Below are 20,324 nucleotides of genomic sequence, written 5' to 3' on the forward strand. Positions count from 1 at the left end.
TCAAATCAACCATTTGAAGGCTTTTTTTCTTTCAACACTATGCTAAAATGTTCAAAAATTCTCAATATGTTAATGAGCAGTTGAACGCAGAAAAAATTGCTCACCGAACTATCCGTAACGTACTGTTTATGAATATGTTTACGGCGTAAACATCTTGATTTTAATAGGCTGCAATCATAATTTTAATCACTTAAAATTTAATTGCTATGTTAACGAAAAGCTTCACGTTGCTTTTTTATCTCAAAAAACGCAACAATTATGTCAAAGGTAAATTGCCAATCTACATGAGATTGACAGTTGACAGCCAACGGATTGAAATTAGCACCAAAAGGGAGTGCGAGCCGGAAAAGTGGAATTCATCAGCTGGCAGGAAGAATGGTGTCAAAGAAGATGTAAAGCTTCTCAATGCGTATCTGGACACCCTTCAATCCAAAGTTTATGATGTTCATAGACAGATGATCGAAGCCGGTCGAACCGTTACAGCTGAATCTGTAAAGAATGTTCTCGTTGGAAGTGCGGGAAAGCCTAAAATGATTCTCGAGATTTTTCAGGATCATAATGACAAGATGTCGAGATTGGTAGGTACAGACTTTGCTCCCGGTACCTTGGAACGTTATAAGACCTCGTTTGAGCATACCAAAGAGTTTATAAGGTACAAGTATAAGACAGCCGATCTTGAAATTGAGAAGCTTGATTACGACTTCATCGCCGATTATGAATTCTGGATGAAAGCGGTTCGCAAATGCAGTCATAATACGACAATGAAGTACCTGTCAAACTTCAAGAAGATCTCTCTTCTATGTATTGTCTTAGCCCCTTTTTAGTTGGACAATTTTTTTAATTTGGTTGTGTTACAAACCATTGCTTCTTCCCATTTTTGTTGAGGTATTATGAAGCCAATTGAACGGTGTAACCTACTTTGGTTATAGTGCGTGATGAAGCGCTGAATTGTTTCTTTAGCCTCATAGTAACTGGCAAATTCGTTACGTTCAATCACTTCACGTTCCAGAATACTGTGAAATGCTTCAATATAGGAGTTTTCTTCTGGGGTATTAAAATACTCCCCTTTCACCGGACAGCGTAAGGATGAAATTAATTTTAATTAAGATGCTTTCGCATTGTTCTCGAAAAAAAGATCATCAGGAATGTAGCCAGTACCTGTGTGTTTGCGTCGGCGGTTGTAAAATTCCACATACGTCTTTACTCCGCGATACAAATCCATCCCGCCATTGGGAGGGTTTAGATATATATATACTCCTGTTTAAGCGACCTCCAAAATCGTTTGATGAAAACATTGTCAAGAGCCCTTCCTTTTTCGTCCATGGAAATCTGAATTCCCTTCTCCAACAAAGGGTTAACAAAGCCCGGGCTTGTAAATTGACTACCTTGATCGGTATTAAATATTTCCGGTTGCCCTTCGGTACGCATGGTATCTGAAAGTGTTTCCCGGCACCACTCCATACTCATCGTATTAGAAATACTCCATCCCACAATTCGACGGCTGTAAACATCAATGATGGCAAACATATACACAAACCCTCTGAACATTGGAATGTACGATATATCGGCCTGTCAGACCTGGTTGGGACGTTCTATTTTCAGTCCCTTCAATAAGTATGGATACTTGTAGTCAGCAGGATTGGCTCTGCTCAGATTAGGCTTAGCGGGGCGGCCCGTGCCGGTAAATTGTGCGCAAATTCATAAGTCTGTAAAGCCTTCTCACTCGCTTCACGCCAACAGGATACCCTAAGCCAGTCAGGTAATCACGCATCCGCTCTACTCCATAAAAGGGGCAATCCAGAAATTGACGATCAATAACTTTCATCAAGCGCTGATTCAATAGTGACTGCCCTCTGGGTTTTAAATAGTAGCTACTGTGCTGTATGCCAATTAACTTGCATTGTTGCGAAATGCTTAATGAGGTATATTCAGGGGAAATAAGGCCGCGTTTCTCCCTCACGCTCATTTCCCCAAGACCTTTTTTAAAAAATCCACTCGGACTTGCAGCTCTCCGATTTTGGAATATAATTCTTTCTCCTTTGTATTTTCAGCGTCATGCCCAGTCGGTGGAGATTCCTTACTGAACACTAGCTCTGCCTTTTCCAAAAACTCTCTCTTCCAGGCCGTTATCTGCGTTGGATGAATCTCATACTTAGAGGCCAGTTCCTGGACGGTTTGAACCTCGTTGATCGCTTCAATGGCCACCTTGGCTTTGAAGCTCGCGCTGAATTTTCTACGTTCTTTTTTCATAGTCAACTACTAAATTAGAAATTTAAGTAGCTGTCCAGATTTTTGGGAGTATTATAGTTACGCTTAATTTTGATTATAAGTTGGATAATAAAAACCATGTGAGTAGCAGCACGATTTCTCGAACTGAGGGTACTTTTGAATTGCCTGGGGCTTTCTATAGTTATACATATTATTGATAAAATTGAGACAGCTACAGGCAAAGATTAATCAGTCTGATTGTAGATTCGTACGAATTATACGATAATACTTATGTCCTTGGCTTAATCGAATATATTGCGAACACATAGTGGGGCGTGATATATTCTGTCTAACACCATTCATTTATCTGACTTGTTGCAAATAACCTTAATACTGATAAAGTAATTGTTTTCTGCATTTTTAAAAATTCCCGATTTTGCTTACACTAGTGTCCAAAAAATAGGAAGTACTACAATGTTTACCTGTCATTTTCAACCGGGTTCAGGCTTAAGGCCTTGCCCGGTTGAAAGGTTTACAGAGTCCATGCGATAGTTTTTCTAATGGACATTGAAAGCTATGTAACATGTACTTATTTCAATCTTTAATTATTGCTTCACAAACCTGAGAAGCTTTTCACGGCCGTTTACCCGTAGAGATAAAAGATATACACCCCCAGCCAGGCTGCTGGTATCTATGGAAGCAGTTCCATGTATGATCCTGACAGTTCTTCTTAGCTCGGCTTTGCCATCAACCGAGATAATGGTTGCTTCGGCACTGTCCTGACTTGCTGGATCCAGATTCAGGTGAAGCACGTCCCGGGATGGATTTGGAAAGGCAAACAAGCCATTCTGATTACCGTCAGCATCAACGCTCCGCACTCTGCTGTATGCAAAACTTCCATTCGTGTCAACCATTTTCAGCCTGTAGTACCGCTTGCCTGCAAAGCTAAATGTCGTCAGGGGATTAGAGTCTGAAAACTGAAAGGTAGACTGCCCATTGTAAGCAAGCTGACCAATACGCTCATAGTGTACCGCATTGATGCTGCGTTCAATTTCAAACCGTTCAAAACCAACTGCATCTGACACCTTCCAATCCAGGGCTACGGTGCCTTCTGCCCATCGTGCGGTGAAATCGGTAAGACGGACGGGCAGGGGAGAAGTAGTTTCCGTACTTCCTAATGTAAACGGGCTCCATTTACTGATTATGTTGCTGGTTACAAAGCCGCCCTCAACATTTCCTGAAATGTCACTGTCACCTTCATTAATCCAGCTACCATTCACCAGATGCGCCACTGCAAGGTCTTTAATGTTGGTAATGCCAGTGTTATTGTACTGGTCCCAGTAAATTGAAACAGTACCTTCGGCAGTGCTAACCGGGGTCAGTGTCCAGTACTCCTGTGCATTGCGTGCAACAAGGGGCATGCTGCCAGCGTTAGTAAATGCCCCGTTTCCGGCATCTCCTTCTTCATACTTTGCCAACAAACCATCCGGATTATCAGACAGATCTACACCCACTGGCTGGTAAGACAATCCATTGCCAACCGGAAAAACAAATGCACCTTCTCCCTGTTTGGCTACAAAGCCGTTGATGTGGCTGGTGTTTGTCGGCGGGTTGATCGTACTCACACTGGCATCAGGCCCAAAAGTAAAAGCGTTTTCAGGCACCTCATTCGTCAGTATCCCTGCAACAAAGGAAAGGCTGCCACTTATTTTAACCGGGGTTGAAAATACGACTCCTGCGGCGTTATCAACCGTAACGTTAGTTGCATATACGGGTGATCCGGTGATCTTTTGCGGACTGCTGCCCTCTAAAAGCAATTCACCGGCATCAGCCTGGTTCATAGGCACAAAGTTGGTTACATTGCCCGAGGCTGCAATCATACCCTCGTTTTCTAAATTACTTCCTTCCTGGTTAAGAAAGTCCCCATTAACACGGACTTTGGCGCCGGGTGAAATATACAAGCCCGCACCGTTGTTATACAGAGCAGGAGTTTGAGCATAGGTGCCAAGGCTCAAACCCATTGACAGCATTGTGATCCAATATTTTTTCATGATGGTACAGTTCAGATTATGGTTACATAACCATCCATTTCTAATTGACTTTATAGATTGAGAAATTGGCCCTACTGACACCCAAAAGCCCTGCATCCAGTGCTGTTGAACCCGTCAAGCCAAAAGATAATCTGTCACCAGCCCTTAGGTTATAAAGAGAGCTGATGCTTGTCTCTGAAATGGTTAATGACAGTAATACCAGATTAGCACCACTAAACGAACGGTTGTCAATTAGCGTTGAAACTCCTGCACGGGTTCTTACAATGCCGATCCCCGGGCTGTTTGCTAACATTGCCGCTTGTAATCCATTACCGTACTTAAATGTATAATCAATATTATATACGCCGTCCGCCGGAACTATGTAAGTATAATCAGAATCAGAAAAAAGGGAAGTTTCTCCAACCGTCCTCTCGGCCGCCAGGAAGTTTACAGCCCGGAACCCTGTCGGAAACAGGCCCAAACTAAGAAGGCTTATTCCTGCTGATTTTCTTGCTGCAAATACAGATGTATTACTGCCCGAAGGCGTGGCCCAGCTACCGTCACCACGAAGAAAAGTGTTTTCATTTGCGGTTCCTGTTGCAGAAATCTTTGCCGCGGTCACTGATTTATCCGCCAGTTTCTCAGTAGTTACTGCGGCATCATGAATCTTTTCACTGGTTACTACATGATCAGCAATGGTTGTTTCTGCAGAACTGCTGATGGTAACATCCCCTGTAAGCGTAGCCGGATTTTGCGGGGCGTAAGGAGCAGTTGCACCTGTAAGGTACACCTGTCCTGCTGCTGTGCCGTTGGCAAGCACATTACCTTCACCGGATTTATTAAGTGTTACCCATTCAGTACCGTTGTAATAGTAAAAACCCGGTGTATTGTCAGTCTGATAAATCAGTAATCCACTGGCAGGTGCATTTATCCCATCACGCTGGCTCATGTTCATACGTGGTACCAGCATACCTTGTGTAGTACTGCTTACATCCAGTGCTGCCGAAGCATCCGGAACGGTATTAATGCCTACATTTTGCTGGGAATGGGCACTCTGATAAAGGAAAATAGCCAAAGCTACAGATAGAAAGTTTTTCATTTAATCTAATGTTTAATTGATATAAGGATTTCGGCATCAATATAACGGTGATTATATGTAATACAAACTAATTCTATAATTATTTGTAATAATTTCACTTTCAACTAGAACAATTTGTATTATTTTAGATGTTAGATTAAGTTAGATTGTATTCAATCCTAAACTTGCCTAATCATATAAAGTGGAAATAGGTGTAAATTTTCAAATGTTGAAAGAATACCTATTTATTATAATGAAGGTTACCAGAACAAAATAGCTGCATATTAGAATTAAGCCTATTCTAGAATATGAGCCAAATAATGTTTTGTTACTTAAAAAACCTTACTAGGTAATTGAATACCATTGGCTTGAAGACAACCATTAAACTGTACGGGAGAAAAGTAGGAGAGGAGTAAGATTTCAGCGGTCAAATTAGCAGCAGATCTGGATCTTTGATGTAGTATTCCCGACAACCTATTCCAGTAGAAAAAACATGGAACTCTACGAGAAAATTGAAGCAACTGTCCTATCAACTGCCATTCATCGTGGCGCTGAAAAAAGTACCTGTCCTTCGGAAATTGCACGCATGCTGTTTCCCGACGATTGGCGTAAACACATGAAAGATGTACTTAAGGTAGCAATTGATTTGCATAACAAAGGCAGCATAGTAATAACACAAAAGGGAATGCCTGTCGATGTCAAGAATATTAAGGGGCCGGTCCGGATTAAAATTACTTAGAAATAAAGGTATGTATTATAAGGCTGCCGAATTAATTGAGAGCAATCAAAAATCATGGTATTTTTTCGAAATATCGATCTCTAAGGTAAACTGAAATTCCCAATGCCGATGATAAAAGGGATTATCCTTATAAACAATCTGGCATTGATTTCTTCTCAGAATAAAATTACTTGCTTGTTCGCGAAAACGATCGACTGAATAAATAAGTTTTTCATTTCTTTATTCTATGCCATTGGACCATTTTCTATTTAATTAGCCAATTTCAGTCATTAGCCAACCTAATAATTTTCGTAAAACAATGTTGAAATGGAAGGTTCTTCCACGTCTCAGATTTTGACAGCGCATCCATGGCGTAAGACACAAGTAAAACATTATTTTTATTTAGTATAAATAATATTACTTTTGCGGAAATTAAACAATCGCTTGATGAAAGTAAGATTACACTCCCTACTATTCTTTGTCGCCTCCATCTGTTCCATCCAGCTCGCTTATGCCCAATCTGATTCAGGAGTAATTTGGGGGATCGTGATGGATAATAATAAACAACCTATCCCGTTCGCTTCTGTTATTGTGAAGGGAACCAATATGGGCACCACCGCAGGCGGTGACGGAAGTTACCGGCTTGGTAATTTGCCCAAAGGAAACGTTTCAATCAGAGCTTCTTTTATTGGGTATGCGATTCAGGATAAGAATACTACACTTGATTCGGGATCAGAACAAAGCCTCGATTTTGAACTGAAAGAAAGTTCTTCCCAACTCGATGAAGTGATTGTTTCTGCAGGACGCCGGGTGGAGTCGCTGGCAGAAACGCCGTCATCTGTAACGGTCGTCAATGCGAAGGAAATTGGTGCACTTTCTACCATAAGCCCCAACATTGCCAACATTCTGGCGTTTTCGGTTCCGGGTTTGGGCGCTTCTACCAATCAAACCGGGAACTCGGGACAAACATTGCGCGGTCGTAACCTGCTGGTGCTTATTGATGGCATACCGCAATCCACTCCTCTCAGGGCAGGAGGTCGGGATATCCGCTCAATTGACCCTTCGGTGATTGAGCGTGTCGAGGTGATCAAAGGTGCCACGGCTATTTACGGAAACGGTGCCGATGGCGGGCTGATGAACTACATCACAAAAATGCCAAAGACTGACCGGAAAATCGGTGGATACAGCCAGTTGACCATTACGGGCAACACCCGTGGAGATAGCACGCTGGGTTTCCGTGCCTTGCAGCAGCTGTACGGACGCGTGGCCAAGTTCGATTACATAGTAAGTGGAATGTACGAAAAAACCGGCGTATACAGGGATCCGAAAGGGCTGGTGATATCTCCTGATTACGGGCTGGGCGAAACCAAAATATACAATGCATTCGCGAAGGTGGGTTACAATTTCAATGCTTCCCAGCGCATTGAGGCGATGTATAATTATTACAGTTCCAATCAGCATTCGGCTTATGTTGCCAAAGCCGGCATTTACGGAGAGTCTCCCGCGATCGGCGTATGGGGAAACCGGAAAGGAATTGACGAGGGAACCCGTTACAACCACAATGCTAATATTCAGTATACCAATAAAAATATGGTTGGCCGGACTTCTCTGACTGCCAATGTGTATTTGCAGGATTTCTGGACGGTCTATTCCAATTCGGAATCATTTTTTGGCAGCGGGCAATCAGCGATCATTTCTACAAAGAGAGGTTTCAGACTTAATCTAAACACACCCTTCACTGTTTCGTCCAAACTATCGGGCGACGTCACTTATGGTGTAGATATATTGAACGATAAGACGGAACAAAACCTGGTCGACGGCCGCTCCTGGGTGCCGCGCATTAATATGAACAACCTGGCGCCCTACGCCCAGCTTACAACCCAATGGTTTGATTACCTTAACCTTAAAACCGGCCTGCGTGCTGAAAATATTAAAATGGACATTGCCGATTACGCCACGCTGGCCACGGGTCCCGACGGCGCAGGAAGCATCAATGTAACAGGCGGGAAGCTGGATTACAACGCGTTTGTGTTCAATGCCGGGCTTCGGTATTCAAAATATAAACGGTTCAATCCGTTCGTCAGCTATTCGCAATCGTTCTCGATTTTCGATCTGGGAAGGATATTAAGGGCTGCAAACGAGAACACGGTGGCCGGTTTGCAAACCGAGCCGATCATTGTAAACAATTATGAAGTGGGTTTCAGCAGTGCACTGGGGCCATTGAATGTGTCGGCAGCCTATTATTACAGCACATCGAAACTGGGTTCCAATTTATTGCTCGTGGATGGTAAATACGTGGCGGAACGGTTGCCCGAGCGGGTTTGGGGTTACGAATTCCAGGTGGATTATCAGGTCACGAACAACTTCGTTTTGGGAGGTAATTATGCTTTCGTGGAAGGCAAAGGAGACAAGGATGGCGACGGTAATTTCAACGGCCCAACCGATAAATATCTGAACTCGAACCGCATTACGCCGGTGAAAATCGCGGCTTATGCCAGGTACAACAAAGCCCGTTTCAATGCAGACCTGAACTGGTTGTATGTAGGCAAGCGCGACCGGTTTGCACCCAACGAAAAAGGCATTTATCCGATCGGGGAAGGGCCTATCGAATCCTACAATACATTCAATTTGTCTTTGGGATATAAAATTACGGAAAGCCTGAAAGCTGATCTGGGTATTGAAAACTTGCTTAATACTGTTTATTACCCGGCTATTGCCCAGTTTTACGGAACAGCCATTGATTACCGGAGAGGAAACGGGCGCAGATTTAACCTTACTGTAGGCTACCGGTTCTAGCGAATATGAAATTTAAAAAAGTGGTCAGCTTTTTACACCTTTGGCTCGGACTTGTGTCCGGGCTTTCTGTGTTTTTGATTGCCATCAGCGGCTGCCTCTATGTTTTTGTCGACGAGCTCAAACCCATCGTTTACCACGAACGTCTTTTTGTTGCGCCGGAAAACAAGGAAAAGCTCCCTTTGACCCAATTGCTGAGCATTGCTCAAAACACACTCGGGAAAGATAAAATCATCACAAGGATCGAAATGGCCAATGCGCCGGACCGGTCGGTAACGTTCCGGTCGCAAAAGAATAACCCAGACGGATTGACGCACTGGGACTATTTTGAATATTACTACCGGGTATACATCAATCCATATACGGGGAAAGTAATTTATGTAGAAGACTCGAAAAACGAGTTTTTTCAGCTTGTACTCGCATTGCACATGCGAATGCTTTTTGGAGAAAAAGTAGGGCATTACGTAGTCGGGTATTCGGTGCTGAGCTTCATCATTATATTGATCTCCGGCGTGATTCTCTGGTTTCCCAAGAAATGGACAGCCAAAAGCATCAAGAATCATTTCACTGTTAAATGGCGCGCAAAATGGAAAAGACTCAACTACGACCTGCACCAGATCCTTGGACTTTATGCATTTTTTATTTTGTTACTAACTTCCCTGACGGGCTTGGTCTGGGCATTTGACTGGATGCAGGATTCCGTACGTTTTGTAGCAAATGGCGGCAAAAATATACAAAAGCCGGCTCTGTTAGTTTCGGACACCTTGCAGCCGCAAGCTGTTTCCGGGTTGGATCAGGCATTCACAACAACGGCAACTGGCTACCCGGATGCGTATGCTTATTTGGTATTATTGCCGGCCAAAGCCACTTCTACGATCAATACATTGGTCTACAAGAAAGACTGGAACCGCTTCGACCGCCTGCTGATCGTATTTGACAGATATTCCGGAAAAATGCTTTCCAATACTTCCTTTCAAGATCTAAATAATGGCGATAAGGCCTATCAGCTCAATTTTGATCTACATACTGGCGCATACATGGGGCTGTTTGGAAAAATTCTCTCCTTCTTTTCAGCCCTGGCATGCTCCACATTACCTATTACAGGTTTTTACATTTGGTGTGGTAAAAGAAAAAAGGAAAGATTAGTCCGAAACGGCAAAGTCCATGCTAGATTGATTTAATATCTAGGATGTTGATCTCCCACCAGCAATGTAAGTAGCCTTAATCCACAAACGGTTTAAAAGGGAATAAAATAACTTTTCAAACTACTTTAAGGATTTAAATATGGTATTCAAATTGAAATTCCCATAATAACCTTATCAAAATGGAAATTATTTCTGATAGTTAACAAGCTACTGGCTTTAACATTTGTCAGATCATAGTTCAGGATTATCATCTTACTTAATCAAGTTATTACAAGCTTTTAAGGTTTATCTTTGGATATATCTATTGAATATTTTCGGCATGTCCCATTATTTTTTTTAATGAATTAAAACCATACAATGCTAGAACTGACTGTCCGGCTCTCAACCCACTTACTATGGCACCTTCCATATGTCCTACATTCAAGCCGAAATTGATCCAGTCTCCGGTAAGGAAAAGGTTGGAAAAGCCTGATTCATTCGTTTTAAAACGGTATTTGTCAGTTCCGGGCCTGGCAAGAGCATAGTAATTGGTTGGATCTATATTCAGGCTAAAATGCTGTTTCATAAGCTTATCTATCCCATTTGACTGCTCCGCCGGCCCGTCGGGATCAATCAGCAGATTAAGATCAAATCCGGTAGGATAACCTGCTGTTGTAGCTTTTGGCCAAAACCAGCCCATCTGATCATGCAGCCATTGTTCAGTAAGGCCTATCAGTCTGGCTTTCTCTCGTTCAGGGTAATGGTGATCGGTAAAAGGGGGAAGCTTTGATGGGACCTGGTAGGTGCCGCAGAAGTAACTAAGCTGTTTCGGCATGTTGTCGGGATTCCAGTTTTCCTGCGGAAGAATAAGATTCATGCTTGTCCATGAATACAATGGATTGGCATAAATTAAAGTATTGGGTTCCATTCCCGACTCAATTCCCCATTTGGTAACATCCATGCCAAGTTCTTGCGGGTTTTTCCTGACCCATAGCGATATTCCAAAGGTGGGTACCATTTTCACATGATCCACCATATCTTTCCATTTTTGATCCTTCTCTATAATTTCAGAACAGATATCTTTAAGCGCGGCGGCAGGTATTCCTAAAATGATCTGATGAAAATCCATTCCCTTTTTCAGAACAATGGTTTCAACTTCCTTCCACGGAGACCAGGATGATTCCAGGTCTATTTCATTGTTCTGTAATTCAATGGCCTCTTCTTCTGCTATTTGCCCGTACAATGGCTTGCTTGGCCATGCATCAAGCCCGTTTACTTTTATAGTAGGCTGATAATCCAGGTCTTCATTTTTCAGGGTAACTTGCTTGCCTACTGTGACCTGTTCTATTTCTCCTGTTTCGGAGTAGTGAATTTTTTTAATTTTATGAAAAAACTTAAAATTTACGCCCCGGTCTCTAAGTACATGATAAATAGGAGTAATCAAGGTATCGGCAGTTCCTGCTTTCATTTTCCAAACAAGCGACTCCTTGTAACTGATGGAAAGCATGACCATTCTCAGAGCAATATCAGCTGCAATCGTACCTGAAACCTGATCGTTTAAGTTAGCAAAGCTGCCATAGTATATAAAGCGCACCGGTGCTGAATTAAGTAACATTTCAGATCCTCCGTGCTTGCTGAGCCAATTGCAATAATCATAATCATTAATTCTTTTGAAATCAAAACACTTTGCCACCGGGTCATATACATCCGATAGCATGCCTGTAAGATTTATTTCCATCCATTCAATTAAACAATGAATACGTCGAATGGTATCGTGCTCATACAAATAAGAACTTTCCTCCTTCAAAAACCATTTCCGGAAATTAGTCAGTAAATTAACAATTTCACGGAGCTTGCCTATTTTCTCTTCGTGTTGGGCAGTTTCCAGTTCAGTTGCCAGCTTGTAGGCTTCCGGTAAAAATTTCAATTCTTCTTTTTTAATGAAACCGGTCACTTCCTCTTCTAGTTTATGCAGCATGTTGTGCCATAGATCGTGATGTGTGTTTTCTGAATCAACTACAGGTGCCGGATATACAGGCTCCACGACTTTATAAGCATTTCCCAGGAGCATTTCCAGAGCCATACTTACCACTTCTTTGATCACATTGCCCAACGACGGGGCAATGTCCTCCCCGGGAACTTTATCATTCGCAGGAAAAACGACCGGCCAGTTGCGCCAACCTGCTTCTTTGGGAATAAACTCGGTCAGAAAAGTCGAATAATCCGGCTGAAATGCATCTGTCCAACTTTGCAAGGGACTATCTGGAGCCAGCCCTTTTTCTTTTTGTATTCTGTAAACATCCTTGATAAGCCTGAATGCATTATCGTACCATCCCTGAAAAATATGGATCCCTCTTTCTTCAATCCTGTTGTTTACACCTCTGCCGGTTGCTGTTTTCCCACCCAGCCGCCAGCCAAGCTGATACAGGGAAATCTGGTATTTGTCCTGCCATCCGGTGTAATCCGTTAATTCGTAAGCCGCAGCCAATGCACTTGGGCCGCCACCCATAATGATGATTTTTTTCTTTTCATTCATAACAGCAACAGTTAATTGTATAAGGGTTCCCTGCGTGCGGATAGTTTACTTTGTTATCAACAATCATATTTTTCACTTCCGGAAATAAAATCCATTGTGATACATAATCAAAAACGGGTGTAAGATGCCAGCCTATCATATCTTCATCAAAGAACCAGGCCATCCAATCCATGATACAGGAGTCTTTGTTTTTAAATAAGATATTGTCGATATCGGATTTGAAAAGCGGATAATGATCCGGATAAAAGTCAGGTAGCTGCACCAGCAAGTCCACTGAGTTATATTTCGGATCAGCCAGGAATTCTTCAATCTTTTCTAAATCAAGAATCATGTCTTTGACCAGTACGCGAGCAAAATTGGAAAAAATATTCTTGACCTTTACCGAGCCAAGGAACTTGCCCATAATCAGCACTTGTGCATAATACAACCGGATCAGAACCTCTTTGATAAACGACTGTTCATAAACAGATTCCTTTGCCGCCAGTTCACTGAATTGCAGATAACCGCAGGTTATTGATGCGTTATGGGCCGCATACCAGGCTTGAGCAGATGGCTTGTACATATATTCAAGCCATAAAGAAGATACGGTTTTGACTTCCTGTGGCTTTACATTGTTCTCATATAAAAGCTCCGCCAATACCCCATGGTATATAAAATGTCCGTTTATAGCCCGCCACCACGCACTGCCAGGTTGTTCTGGATCCGACACCGGATTCAAAACACCGCGCTTGATTTCCCATCGGATAAATGCCAGTTCTGAATTGCCATACCCGAATGTACCTTTTTTGCAGTATCCGAATTTCCTGTAAAAGCCTTCCCGGAGCTTATATCTTTCTTCCGGGAAGTCCTGGGCAGGTATACAGATTAACCGGGCCTGATCTTCCAATTTGGCAAACAATGCTTGATCCATACCGAGTGTTTAAGTTAACAGTGCCATTGAAACTTCCGGTATTGCATCTTCCAGGAAATACATATCAATTTCACCCAGGTTTTTCACTTCGATTTTCCCTCTGTAATTAAAGACAAATTCAGCTTTCAGGAGTTCATAGGTCGAAGTAGAGACATTGATGCGCCCGATCTGGGAAGTTTCTTCAAGCCTTGCTGCAATATTTACAGTATCACCCCATACATCGTATGCAAATTTTCTCAGGCCCACAATTCCTGCTACTACCGGGCCGGTATGTATTCCAATCCTGTTTTCAAAAAAAGGTTCATTGGTCAGCAGCCTTTCTGCCTTTTCTTTCCGGACAAATTCCTGAATGGCCTTTGCTGCCTGGATCATGTTATAGGCATGTGTATGATTTTCTTCGGGTAAGCCGCCTGCACACATGTAGCAGTCCCCAATGGTCTTGATCTTTTCCAGATTGTTTTCCAGAATGATGCGATCAAAATTCCGGTAGTAATAATCTATTGCTTTTACCAGTTTCTCAGGACTGATCGTTTTACTGATTTTAGAGAAACCGACAAAATCTGCAAACATTACAGTCACCTGATTATACAGGCGGGGCTGAGCGTGGCCAAACAGTTTTAATTCCTGTGCCGTCTTCAAAGGCAGAATTTCAAGCAGCAGATTTTCGGACTTTTGCCTTTCTTTTTCAATCTCATCTTTTTGATCCGCAATTACCTTTGTTCTCTCTTTAACTTTTTCTTCAAGGTTCTCAAAAAGGAGTGAATTCTGAATGGAAACCGACATCTGGCCGGACAAAAGTTTTAGTACCTCAATCCGCAAAGAAGTAAATGCGCCTTTGACCAGATTGTTTTCCAGATACAGTACCCCGATCAGGTTTCCAAGATTGATAATCGGAAAGCAAAGGACAGATCCGGTTTTATTTTTTATAATGACAGGATCATGCAAGAACCGGGAATCAGATGAAATATCTTCAATCACAATACTTTCCCGGCTTCTGCTTACATATTGCACCAGAGATTGAGGAAGATACAAACCGGTTTCTGTCTTATCAGCCTTTTTACAGATGATTTCATTGTTGTAAATCAGCCCTTCCACTTCAGCTTTTAATGAACCGCTATAATTAAGCAATAATACACCTCGCTGTGCACCGGCATTTTCTATAGCGATACGCATTAACTTTTCCACGAATCTGTCAAATACGATTTCTGAGGAAATAGCCGTAGAGGCTTTAAGTACAGATGCAAGGTCCAGGTTATCTGTTTTTCCTGAATGTGAAAACTGGATGCCCAGCTCTGTCTCGCGAGACTCTGTAAAGAGAATGAACGGGTATTTATTTTCAAGCTGACGCATTTTGGCGGAAGCGCCCCAGTGCCTGTATGCATCATAGGACTTTATAAGATAATATTCGCCCAGATTGCTGTTTTCCTGTTCAAAATAAAACTCGCCGGCGCGTTCATATACCAGCGCTTCTTCCTGAATATACTCATTTTTTCGCGCTGTCATTCCTGCTTTGTCAAACAATACACTTGCGTGAGGTGCCTCTTTTTTTAAAAGGCAATATGCTGCATCAACAAGCAATAATTTATGAAGGTAATTTTCTGCTCCGGATTTGGCCCACTTAGATAATTTGTTTCTGTTCTTTTTAATCCTGGAAAGTGCGGCGCCTTGTTCAGCAGAGGACAACAGATTGTATGCCGAAATTGAGATCAGCGTATCGTAAAAGATAAACGTTGTTAATTCGGGCAATCCCGTGACGGAGGAGATAAAGGGCATTGCTTTTTGCGAAAATTCCCTGGCTTCCAGATAATCACCAAATAAATAGGAAAGAAATGCTTTATTCTGATAAAAGCAGAAAACGGATGTTTGATCATTTCCCTCTTCAATAATCCTGAGAATGTCATTTTCATTATATATACTGCCGGTAAGCAGCATTGTACTTGTATTCCTGCCCATCAGATTCAAGATTACCTGATGCAACATATTGGTCCTCTTAAGCGCGGCTTCCTGCTTGTACTGTTCGAAAATGCCGCTGTATTTCACCACTTTTGCCTGCAATAAGGGCAATTCCTTTCCATAAAAAAACATATTCAGCAAACGGTAATATGCAGACCAGGTTCCTCCAACCAGGTCGCCAACCTTCAGGCCCAGTTGAAATGATTCGAGCAAAGGATCGACAGTAAGCCTTAGATGCTCTTTCCAGTGCCTGATAAAATTATTCAAGGTAAATAACACCTTTACCCTGTATTTGTCTGAAGAGAATTTGTCAAGTACCTGCAGGCTTGCTTTTCCCAGCCGGGCTCCAATCTCGAAATTTCCCAAAATACCGGTCTGGGTGATGGCAAAAGATGCATAGCCAAGAGCGGAAGGCTCCGAGTTTCCAAACTGAAGGGATAACCGGACCATTTTAAAAACAATCAAAGGAAAGAGCTGGCTGCCGGACATGAATGCAGCAGGTATCAATCGCTGTAAAATGAACATTGCTTCCAGTTTTTCCGCATTTGTCATCGTCTGGAGATCAATCAGTTTTTCTATTTTTTGATTGTTGAGTTTGGTCTGGGTAAGAATAAGAGAGTAAAAGATATATGGCAACTTGGGGTTTCTGGGGAAATTGACGCCTAATTTCTCAAGTATTTCCAGTCCTGTTTCAAGTGCTTTGGGCAATTCATTTACAGAAGTTTCCGCATCAATTTTTACATTATAGGCTTTGACCGTATCCAGTACTGAAGCGGCATGTCGGAATACCTGTGACAACCAGTCATTCATGGTGTCGAATTCGCCAATCAGGTAAGCCGTTTCTGCACCCTCGGTATATAAATCCAGTAACAGCTGATAGCTGGTATCCCAGTCGTTTTTTCCTGCCAGCTTGATCGCAATGGTATAAAATTCGAAAGCAGGTTTAAATGCCGAACTTTTTTTGGCTTTCGCAGCTGCCTGAGCGTTAAGCACAGCGTAATTTATCCGTTCATCCTCATTTTCAATTAGCTTATTTCCTTTGTTTAAATGATAAACGACATCGAAGATCTTTTCATCAAGCTGTTCACTGTCCAGGTGTTTTAAGAGCAATTTGCCGATTTCAAAATGAACCTGCTCCCGCTGATCCTGAGCGATCAATGAGTAGGCGGCCTGCTGAATCCTGTCATGGACAAAACGCAAATGTTTAAGTTGCTGTAAAAAATGATAATCGGATATATCAGAAATTAGAAGTTCATGATCCGCTGCAACAATAAGGCCATCCAGCAAGCAAGGTAAAATGTCCTTGCCTACCTCTGCCGCTGACTTGTTCAGCAACACTGACAGCGTGTCAAGATCAAATCTGGTACCAATACATGCGGCACACATTAAGGTTTCCCGGGCAGGAACAGGCAGTTTCTGTATCCTTGATACCAGAAGATCGATGACGTTGTTTGTACTGTCCAGTTCCCGGGTTGCTTTTTCGTTCCAGTTCCAACGGCTTGTAGCAAAGTCAAAATTCAGCAAATCATCTTCATATAATAATTTCAAAAACTGGCCGATAAAAAAGGGGTTACCCTGGGTTTTACTGCTGATTAAAAAGGCCAGTTTTTCAATATCCTCGTTAGCAGACTTAAGTGTGTCGGTTATAAGACAGAGTATATCTTTCTGGGACAGATTTTTCAGTTTGATCGTAGTCTGTATCATTTCGGTACTGCGTATGCTTTCCAGCGTATGTACCAGTGGATGGGCCGAATGCAGTTCGTTGTCACGATATGCCCCGATTAACAGGAAAAATCCTTTTTCCCGGTTGTTCCTCATCCTTGACAAGAGCAGCAGTGAGCCGGAGTCTGCCCATTGAAGATCATCAATAAATAATACAAAGGGATGATCCTGTTTGCAAAATACATTTATAAAGTTCAGAATGACATAAATCAACCTGTTCTGCGACTCTGTTGCACCCAGTTCGGGAACATCAGCCTGTTTATCTATAATCAATTCAAGTGAAGGGACAAGATCTGTAATTACTTTCCCTAATGATCCGACTGCTTCCTGTATTTTATTTTTCCAGTAAGCCAGCTTGCTTTCACTTTCGGTCAGCAGCATGGTCACCAATTCCTCAAAAGCCTGTATAAAAGCGAAAAAAGGTATGTTCCTTTGGTACTGTTCAAATTTCCCTTCAATAAAAAATCCGTGCTTTTCTGTAACCGGCCTATGCAATTCGTGAACAAGAGCCGATTTCCCTATTCCGGGACTTCCTTCGACAAGGATGATCTCTGTATTTCCATTACTGATTCTCGAAAAGGAGTCGATTATGGTATTTACATCCTGCTCCCGGCCATATAGCTTTTGTGATAAATGCAAAGCTCCCGAGAAATCACCTGCTGCTATCGAAAAATCCGGAATTACGCCCTGACTGGAAAGGTGACGCAAACATCTTTCCAGATCTTTATAAACGCCTAGTGCTGACTGATACCGGTCTTCTGCATTTTTACTTAAAAGCTTTAACACGATGTTGCCAATTACTGTAGGAACAAGGGGGTTTATTTCTTGAGGCAAAACAGGGCGCTTGGCTATGTGCATATGAACCATTTCCAGGGCATCCATAGAACTAAAAGGAAGTGTGCCAGTCAGCAATTCATAAAAAGTGATTCCCAGAGAATACAGATCCGAGCGATAATCCACTTTCCGGTTCATTCTTCCGGTTTGCTCCGGTGACATGTAGGCTAATGACCCTTCAAGCAGTTCAACATTGCCGGTAAAGCTTTTCTTTGAATCTGCACGCGAACTCATTTCAAAGTCAATAATCTTGATCTCTGGTTTTGACAGGTTTACCAGAATGTTCGAGCTGTTAATGTCTTTATGAATAATTTTTTGTTGATGCAAATAGGCTAGCGCCTGTGTAATTTGCATGGCAACTTTCAGAAAGGATTCCAGAGGCTGTTTTCTGACAACAAATGCGTCAAATAATGTAGTCCCTTCAAAATATTCCAGGATGAGTGCATGCCGGTTTTGTATCATTTCCCGGCTGATTGCTTTTCTTACAAACGTAGTGTCTAGGGAATTTGTGATTTTGTACTCATTTTCAAGCTGATGCAACTTAATTTCATCAGGAAACTCTTGTCTAAGTACTTTTGCAATCAACATTTTCCCATCCTGCTTTCGTTTAGTTAATAAAACCTGTTTATCAACTTTTTCATTGAGTATAGAATAAGATTGATCGTCCATACCTGTAAGTTCTAATTTTAGGTAAGTAATCAGGGAAAGCATGCCAAACTGAAGATATTATCAGTTTATTCTTTATAGATTTTGTGGAAGAGGTCAGCCATAATTGTTTAAACAAAGATTTAAGTACTTTAAATAGTAATTAATTGTTTATCAGTCATGGCATGCGTTTAAATTAAATACATTTTGATGTAATAACAAATTTTATGACAGGTTTTGAGAGCGTTCCTATTTAATGGTAAAAAGACGAGTATACCGAAAGAAAACAGGACTGCTTTCTCATGTATTAAATACCGTAGTAATCAGAAGCAATTTGCATGCTAAAACTGATCCATACAATAGCAAAATTTACGCATTGCTATATACGTAAATTTACAATCTGCATGTTATATTGTGCCAGTTCAAGGTTTGCCGAAGTAAGGAAGTTGATGGAGCTGTTGTATGGCTGAGAAATATTAAGAAGAAAATATTCTAAAAGCTGTGTAAAGTTTAATTGGGATTTTTAACTCCGATTTTTGATTTTCAACAAAACACAGGTGGCTGTTTCACAACTTTGTACTTATTAGCACCGATCATAATAAAATGAGCTCGACAAGTATCACAAAAGGTAAAGTAGTAACACGGAGAATGGTAACATTAAAAAAACAGGCTTCCATCTTTCTTTGACGCTTACATTAGGGGATGCCCAAGAAATTTCCTTATCTATTAAAATTTTGATTGCTTTAAAAATTAACGTCCAACACGAACCCACTAAAAGCAAAAACATTAATATCCCAATTTTACCGCCATTTAATGCATCTGTTATAAGATGCGATTGCCAGAACAAAATAACTAACGAACATACTGTCGAGATCAATGCGTTTATCTTTGGCCGAAAAAGTGAAATCACCGTACAAACAAAGTGCAAGAGCAGACTGGCAGTAAGTACTACATAAGGTAAGTAATTTGTGGGACCAGCCGAAAATCCCCAATAAAGAAGAAGTAAATAAGCATTGGCTAAACCGTTTAAGGCATTCAATCCATACATTGTCATGAGTTACTTTGATTGATTTTCGTAATTGAGATTTCCGAAGGACTCTATTTCCAAAACTTCCATCGCTTAGGGAAAATAGCATTAATCGTGTAAGAATCCCAATGTAACAGACAATTCAGAACTAGTTGATTCAATAACAATATGTACTTCGGATGTTAAACTTTTCGCCCTGCTAATATTAACTTTAAACGATTAGGCGGGCAGTTAAAATTACTTTTTTTAAAGTTTCAATGTTAAATTTATATCTGATTTCAGTTAAATATTCTGGTGAGCAATTCGGTGAGCAGGTTTTTTATTATATTGTAAGCTGTTGATTTTACTAGGATAGGAGGCGATTTTAACTCCCTCTCTCTGCTGGATATGATGTCAAAACATTCAAAAACCCGTTTAAAGCATTTAAACGGGTTTCTTGCGTTTTTGAGGTATGCCGATCCGCAGTATCTGGCCGAACTGCCCAAGTTCAATATCCCGGGCCTGCCCTCGGGCATCTTCCGGATGTTTCCGACAACCGGAGACTCTATGCTTCCTTTTCCCGAGCGCAGTGAAATCCTGGTGTGCTATGTCCAGTACTGGAAGCAGCTGAAACCTGCCACGTTCTGCAAATTCAGCTCACCATCAGTAGCCTAGTGAACCTGTTCCGGGGATTTCTTTATTATGGAAAGCATGAGTTCAATGATTCAAATTCTCTGCTAATCAAAAGTGTGTTATAGTCTTTCCTT

At 41.7% G+C, this 20,324-nt stretch carries 15 protein-coding genes; 5 read left to right on the forward strand and 10 right to left on the reverse strand.

Annotated features, from left to right (window positions below; translation table 11 throughout):
- Nucleotides 1-206: 206 nt before the first annotated feature.
- The gene (locus tag FEM55_RS14715; RefSeq protein WP_138282119.1) at nt 207-824 is read left to right on the forward strand and encodes a phage integrase SAM-like domain and Arm DNA-binding domain-containing protein; all 618 of its coding nucleotides are present in this window, start codon (nt 207-209) and stop codon (nt 822-824) included.
- Here FEM55_RS14715 and FEM55_RS14720 read toward each other — a convergent pair.
- The 6 genes from FEM55_RS14720 to FEM55_RS25120 all read right to left on the reverse strand — a co-directional run bounded on the left by FEM55_RS14720 (nt 821) and on the right by FEM55_RS25120 (nt 5,337).
- Complete coding sequence (locus tag FEM55_RS14720; protein WP_171036554.1) at nt 821-1,072, reverse strand: integrase core domain-containing protein; 252 nt, start codon at nt 1,070-1,072, stop codon at nt 821-823. The two genes, FEM55_RS14715 and FEM55_RS14720, sit on opposite strands and share 4 nt — an antisense overlap.
- A 167-nt stretch (nt 1,073-1,239) precedes the next feature.
- The gene (locus FEM55_RS14725; RefSeq protein ID WP_308420225.1) at nt 1,240-1,563 is read right to left on the reverse strand and encodes a DDE-type integrase/transposase/recombinase; all 324 of its coding nucleotides are present in this window, start codon (nt 1,561-1,563) and stop codon (nt 1,240-1,242) included.
- A gap of 97 nt (nt 1,564-1,660) precedes the next feature.
- Nucleotides 1,661-1,966 (reverse strand): IS3 family transposase, encoded by a 306-nt coding sequence (locus tag FEM55_RS25400; protein ID WP_138282122.1) that lies wholly within the window; start codon nt 1,964-1,966, stop codon nt 1,661-1,663.
- The gene (locus tag FEM55_RS14735; RefSeq protein WP_138282123.1) at nt 1,963-2,250 is read right to left on the reverse strand and encodes a transposase; all 288 of its coding nucleotides are present in this window, start codon (nt 2,248-2,250) and stop codon (nt 1,963-1,965) included. Before FEM55_RS14735 ends, FEM55_RS25400 begins: the two co-directional genes overlap by 4 nt.
- A 563-nt stretch (nt 2,251-2,813) precedes the next feature.
- Entirely contained in the window at nt 2,814-4,259 is a 1,446-nt protein-coding gene (locus tag FEM55_RS14740; protein WP_171036556.1) for a T9SS type A sorting domain-containing protein, read from the reverse strand.
- 40 nt (nt 4,260-4,299) lie between these two features.
- Entirely contained in the window at nt 4,300-5,337 is a 1,038-nt protein-coding gene (locus FEM55_RS25120) for a phage tail-like protein (protein WP_188584506.1), read from the reverse strand.
- 472 nt (nt 5,338-5,809) lie between these two features.
- On the opposite strand from FEM55_RS25120, the gene FEM55_RS14750 reads away from it, so the two are divergent.
- From FEM55_RS14750 to FEM55_RS14760, 3 genes are all read left to right on the forward strand, one after another.
- A complete protein-coding gene (locus tag FEM55_RS14750) occupies nt 5,810-6,055 on the forward strand; it encodes a DUF3253 domain-containing protein (RefSeq protein ID WP_138282125.1) in 246 nt (81 codons plus the stop codon).
- Between the two features lie 426 nt (nt 6,056-6,481).
- Nucleotides 6,482-8,830, forward strand: coding sequence for a TonB-dependent receptor (locus FEM55_RS14755; protein WP_138282126.1), 2,349 nt, complete (start codon nt 6,482-6,484; stop codon nt 8,828-8,830).
- A 5-nt stretch (nt 8,831-8,835) separates the two neighbouring features.
- On the forward strand, nt 8,836-10,008 hold the full coding sequence (locus FEM55_RS14760) for a PepSY-associated TM helix domain-containing protein (protein WP_138282127.1): 1,173 nt from the start codon (nt 8,836-8,838) through the stop codon (nt 10,006-10,008).
- Between the two features lie 265 nt (nt 10,009-10,273).
- Here FEM55_RS14760 and FEM55_RS14765 read toward each other — a convergent pair whose 3' ends face one another.
- The 4 genes from FEM55_RS14765 to FEM55_RS14780 all read right to left on the reverse strand — a co-directional run bounded on the left by FEM55_RS14765 (nt 10,274) and on the right by FEM55_RS14780 (nt 19,605).
- Nucleotides 10,274-12,487: an NAD(P)-binding protein gene (locus tag FEM55_RS14765; RefSeq protein ID WP_138282128.1), complete on the reverse strand. Its 2,214-nt coding sequence runs from the start codon at nt 12,485-12,487 to the stop codon at nt 10,274-10,276.
- Entirely contained in the window at nt 12,480-13,205 is a 726-nt protein-coding gene (locus FEM55_RS14770; RefSeq protein ID WP_138282129.1) for a hypothetical protein, read from the reverse strand. Before FEM55_RS14770 ends, FEM55_RS14765 begins: the two co-directional genes overlap by 8 nt.
- Before the next feature lie 201 nt (nt 13,206-13,406).
- Nucleotides 13,407-18,617 carry an adenylate/guanylate cyclase domain-containing protein gene (locus tag FEM55_RS14775; protein WP_138282130.1) on the reverse strand — a complete coding sequence of 1,737 codons (5,211 nt, stop codon included), beginning with the start codon at nt 18,615-18,617 and terminating at the stop codon, nt 13,407-13,409.
- A gap of 553 nt (nt 18,618-19,170) precedes the next feature.
- Complete coding sequence (locus FEM55_RS14780; protein WP_138282131.1) at nt 19,171-19,605, reverse strand: hypothetical protein; 435 nt, start codon at nt 19,603-19,605, stop codon at nt 19,171-19,173.
- Between the two features lie 360 nt (nt 19,606-19,965).
- On the opposite strand from FEM55_RS14780, the gene FEM55_RS14785 reads away from it, so the two are divergent.
- Nucleotides 19,966-20,232: a hypothetical protein gene (locus tag FEM55_RS14785; protein WP_138282132.1), complete on the forward strand. Its 267-nt coding sequence runs from the start codon at nt 19,966-19,968 to the stop codon at nt 20,230-20,232.
- Nucleotides 20,233-20,324 lie beyond the last annotated feature (92 nt).

It is taken from the genome of Dyadobacter sediminis, assembly GCF_005860765.1.
Taxonomy (GTDB): Bacteria; Bacteroidota; Bacteroidia; order Cytophagales; family Spirosomataceae; genus Dyadobacter; species Dyadobacter sediminis.

Excerpts from the sequence above, each read along its gene's own strand:
- FEM55_RS14735 (WP_138282123.1), bottom strand. The coding sequence starts at position 2,250 with ATGAAAAAAGAACGTAGAAAATTCAGCGCGAGCTTCAAAGCCAAGGTG.
- FEM55_RS25120 (WP_188584506.1), bottom strand. The coding sequence starts at position 5,337 with ATGAAAAACTTTCTATCTGTAGCTTTGGCTATTTTCCTTTATCAGAGT.
- FEM55_RS14785 (WP_138282132.1), top strand. The coding sequence starts at position 19,966 with ATGATGTCAAAACATTCAAAAACCCGTTTAAAGCATTTAAACGGGTTT.
- FEM55_RS14775 (WP_138282130.1), bottom strand. The coding sequence starts at position 18,617 with ATGCTTTCCCTGATTACTTACCTAAAATTAGAACTTACAGGTATGGAC.
- FEM55_RS14760 (WP_138282127.1), top strand. The coding sequence starts at position 8,836 with ATGAAATTTAAAAAAGTGGTCAGCTTTTTACACCTTTGGCTCGGACTT.
- FEM55_RS14765 (WP_138282128.1), bottom strand. The coding sequence starts at position 12,487 with ATGAATGAAAAGAAAAAAATCATCATTATGGGTGGCGGCCCAAGTGCA.
- FEM55_RS25400 (WP_138282122.1), bottom strand. The coding sequence starts at position 1,966 with ATGAGCGTGAGGGAGAAACGCGGCCTTATTTCCCCTGAATATACCTCA.
- FEM55_RS14740 (WP_171036556.1), bottom strand. The coding sequence starts at position 4,259 with ATGAAAAAATATTGGATCACAATGCTGTCAATGGGTTTGAGCCTTGGC.
- FEM55_RS14780 (WP_138282131.1), bottom strand. The coding sequence starts at position 19,605 with ATGACAATGTATGGATTGAATGCCTTAAACGGTTTAGCCAATGCTTAT.
- FEM55_RS14715 (WP_138282119.1), top strand. The coding sequence starts at position 207 with ATGTTAACGAAAAGCTTCACGTTGCTTTTTTATCTCAAAAAACGCAAC.
- FEM55_RS14750 (WP_138282125.1), top strand. The coding sequence starts at position 5,810 with ATGGAACTCTACGAGAAAATTGAAGCAACTGTCCTATCAACTGCCATT.
- FEM55_RS14755 (WP_138282126.1), top strand. The coding sequence starts at position 6,482 with ATGAAAGTAAGATTACACTCCCTACTATTCTTTGTCGCCTCCATCTGT.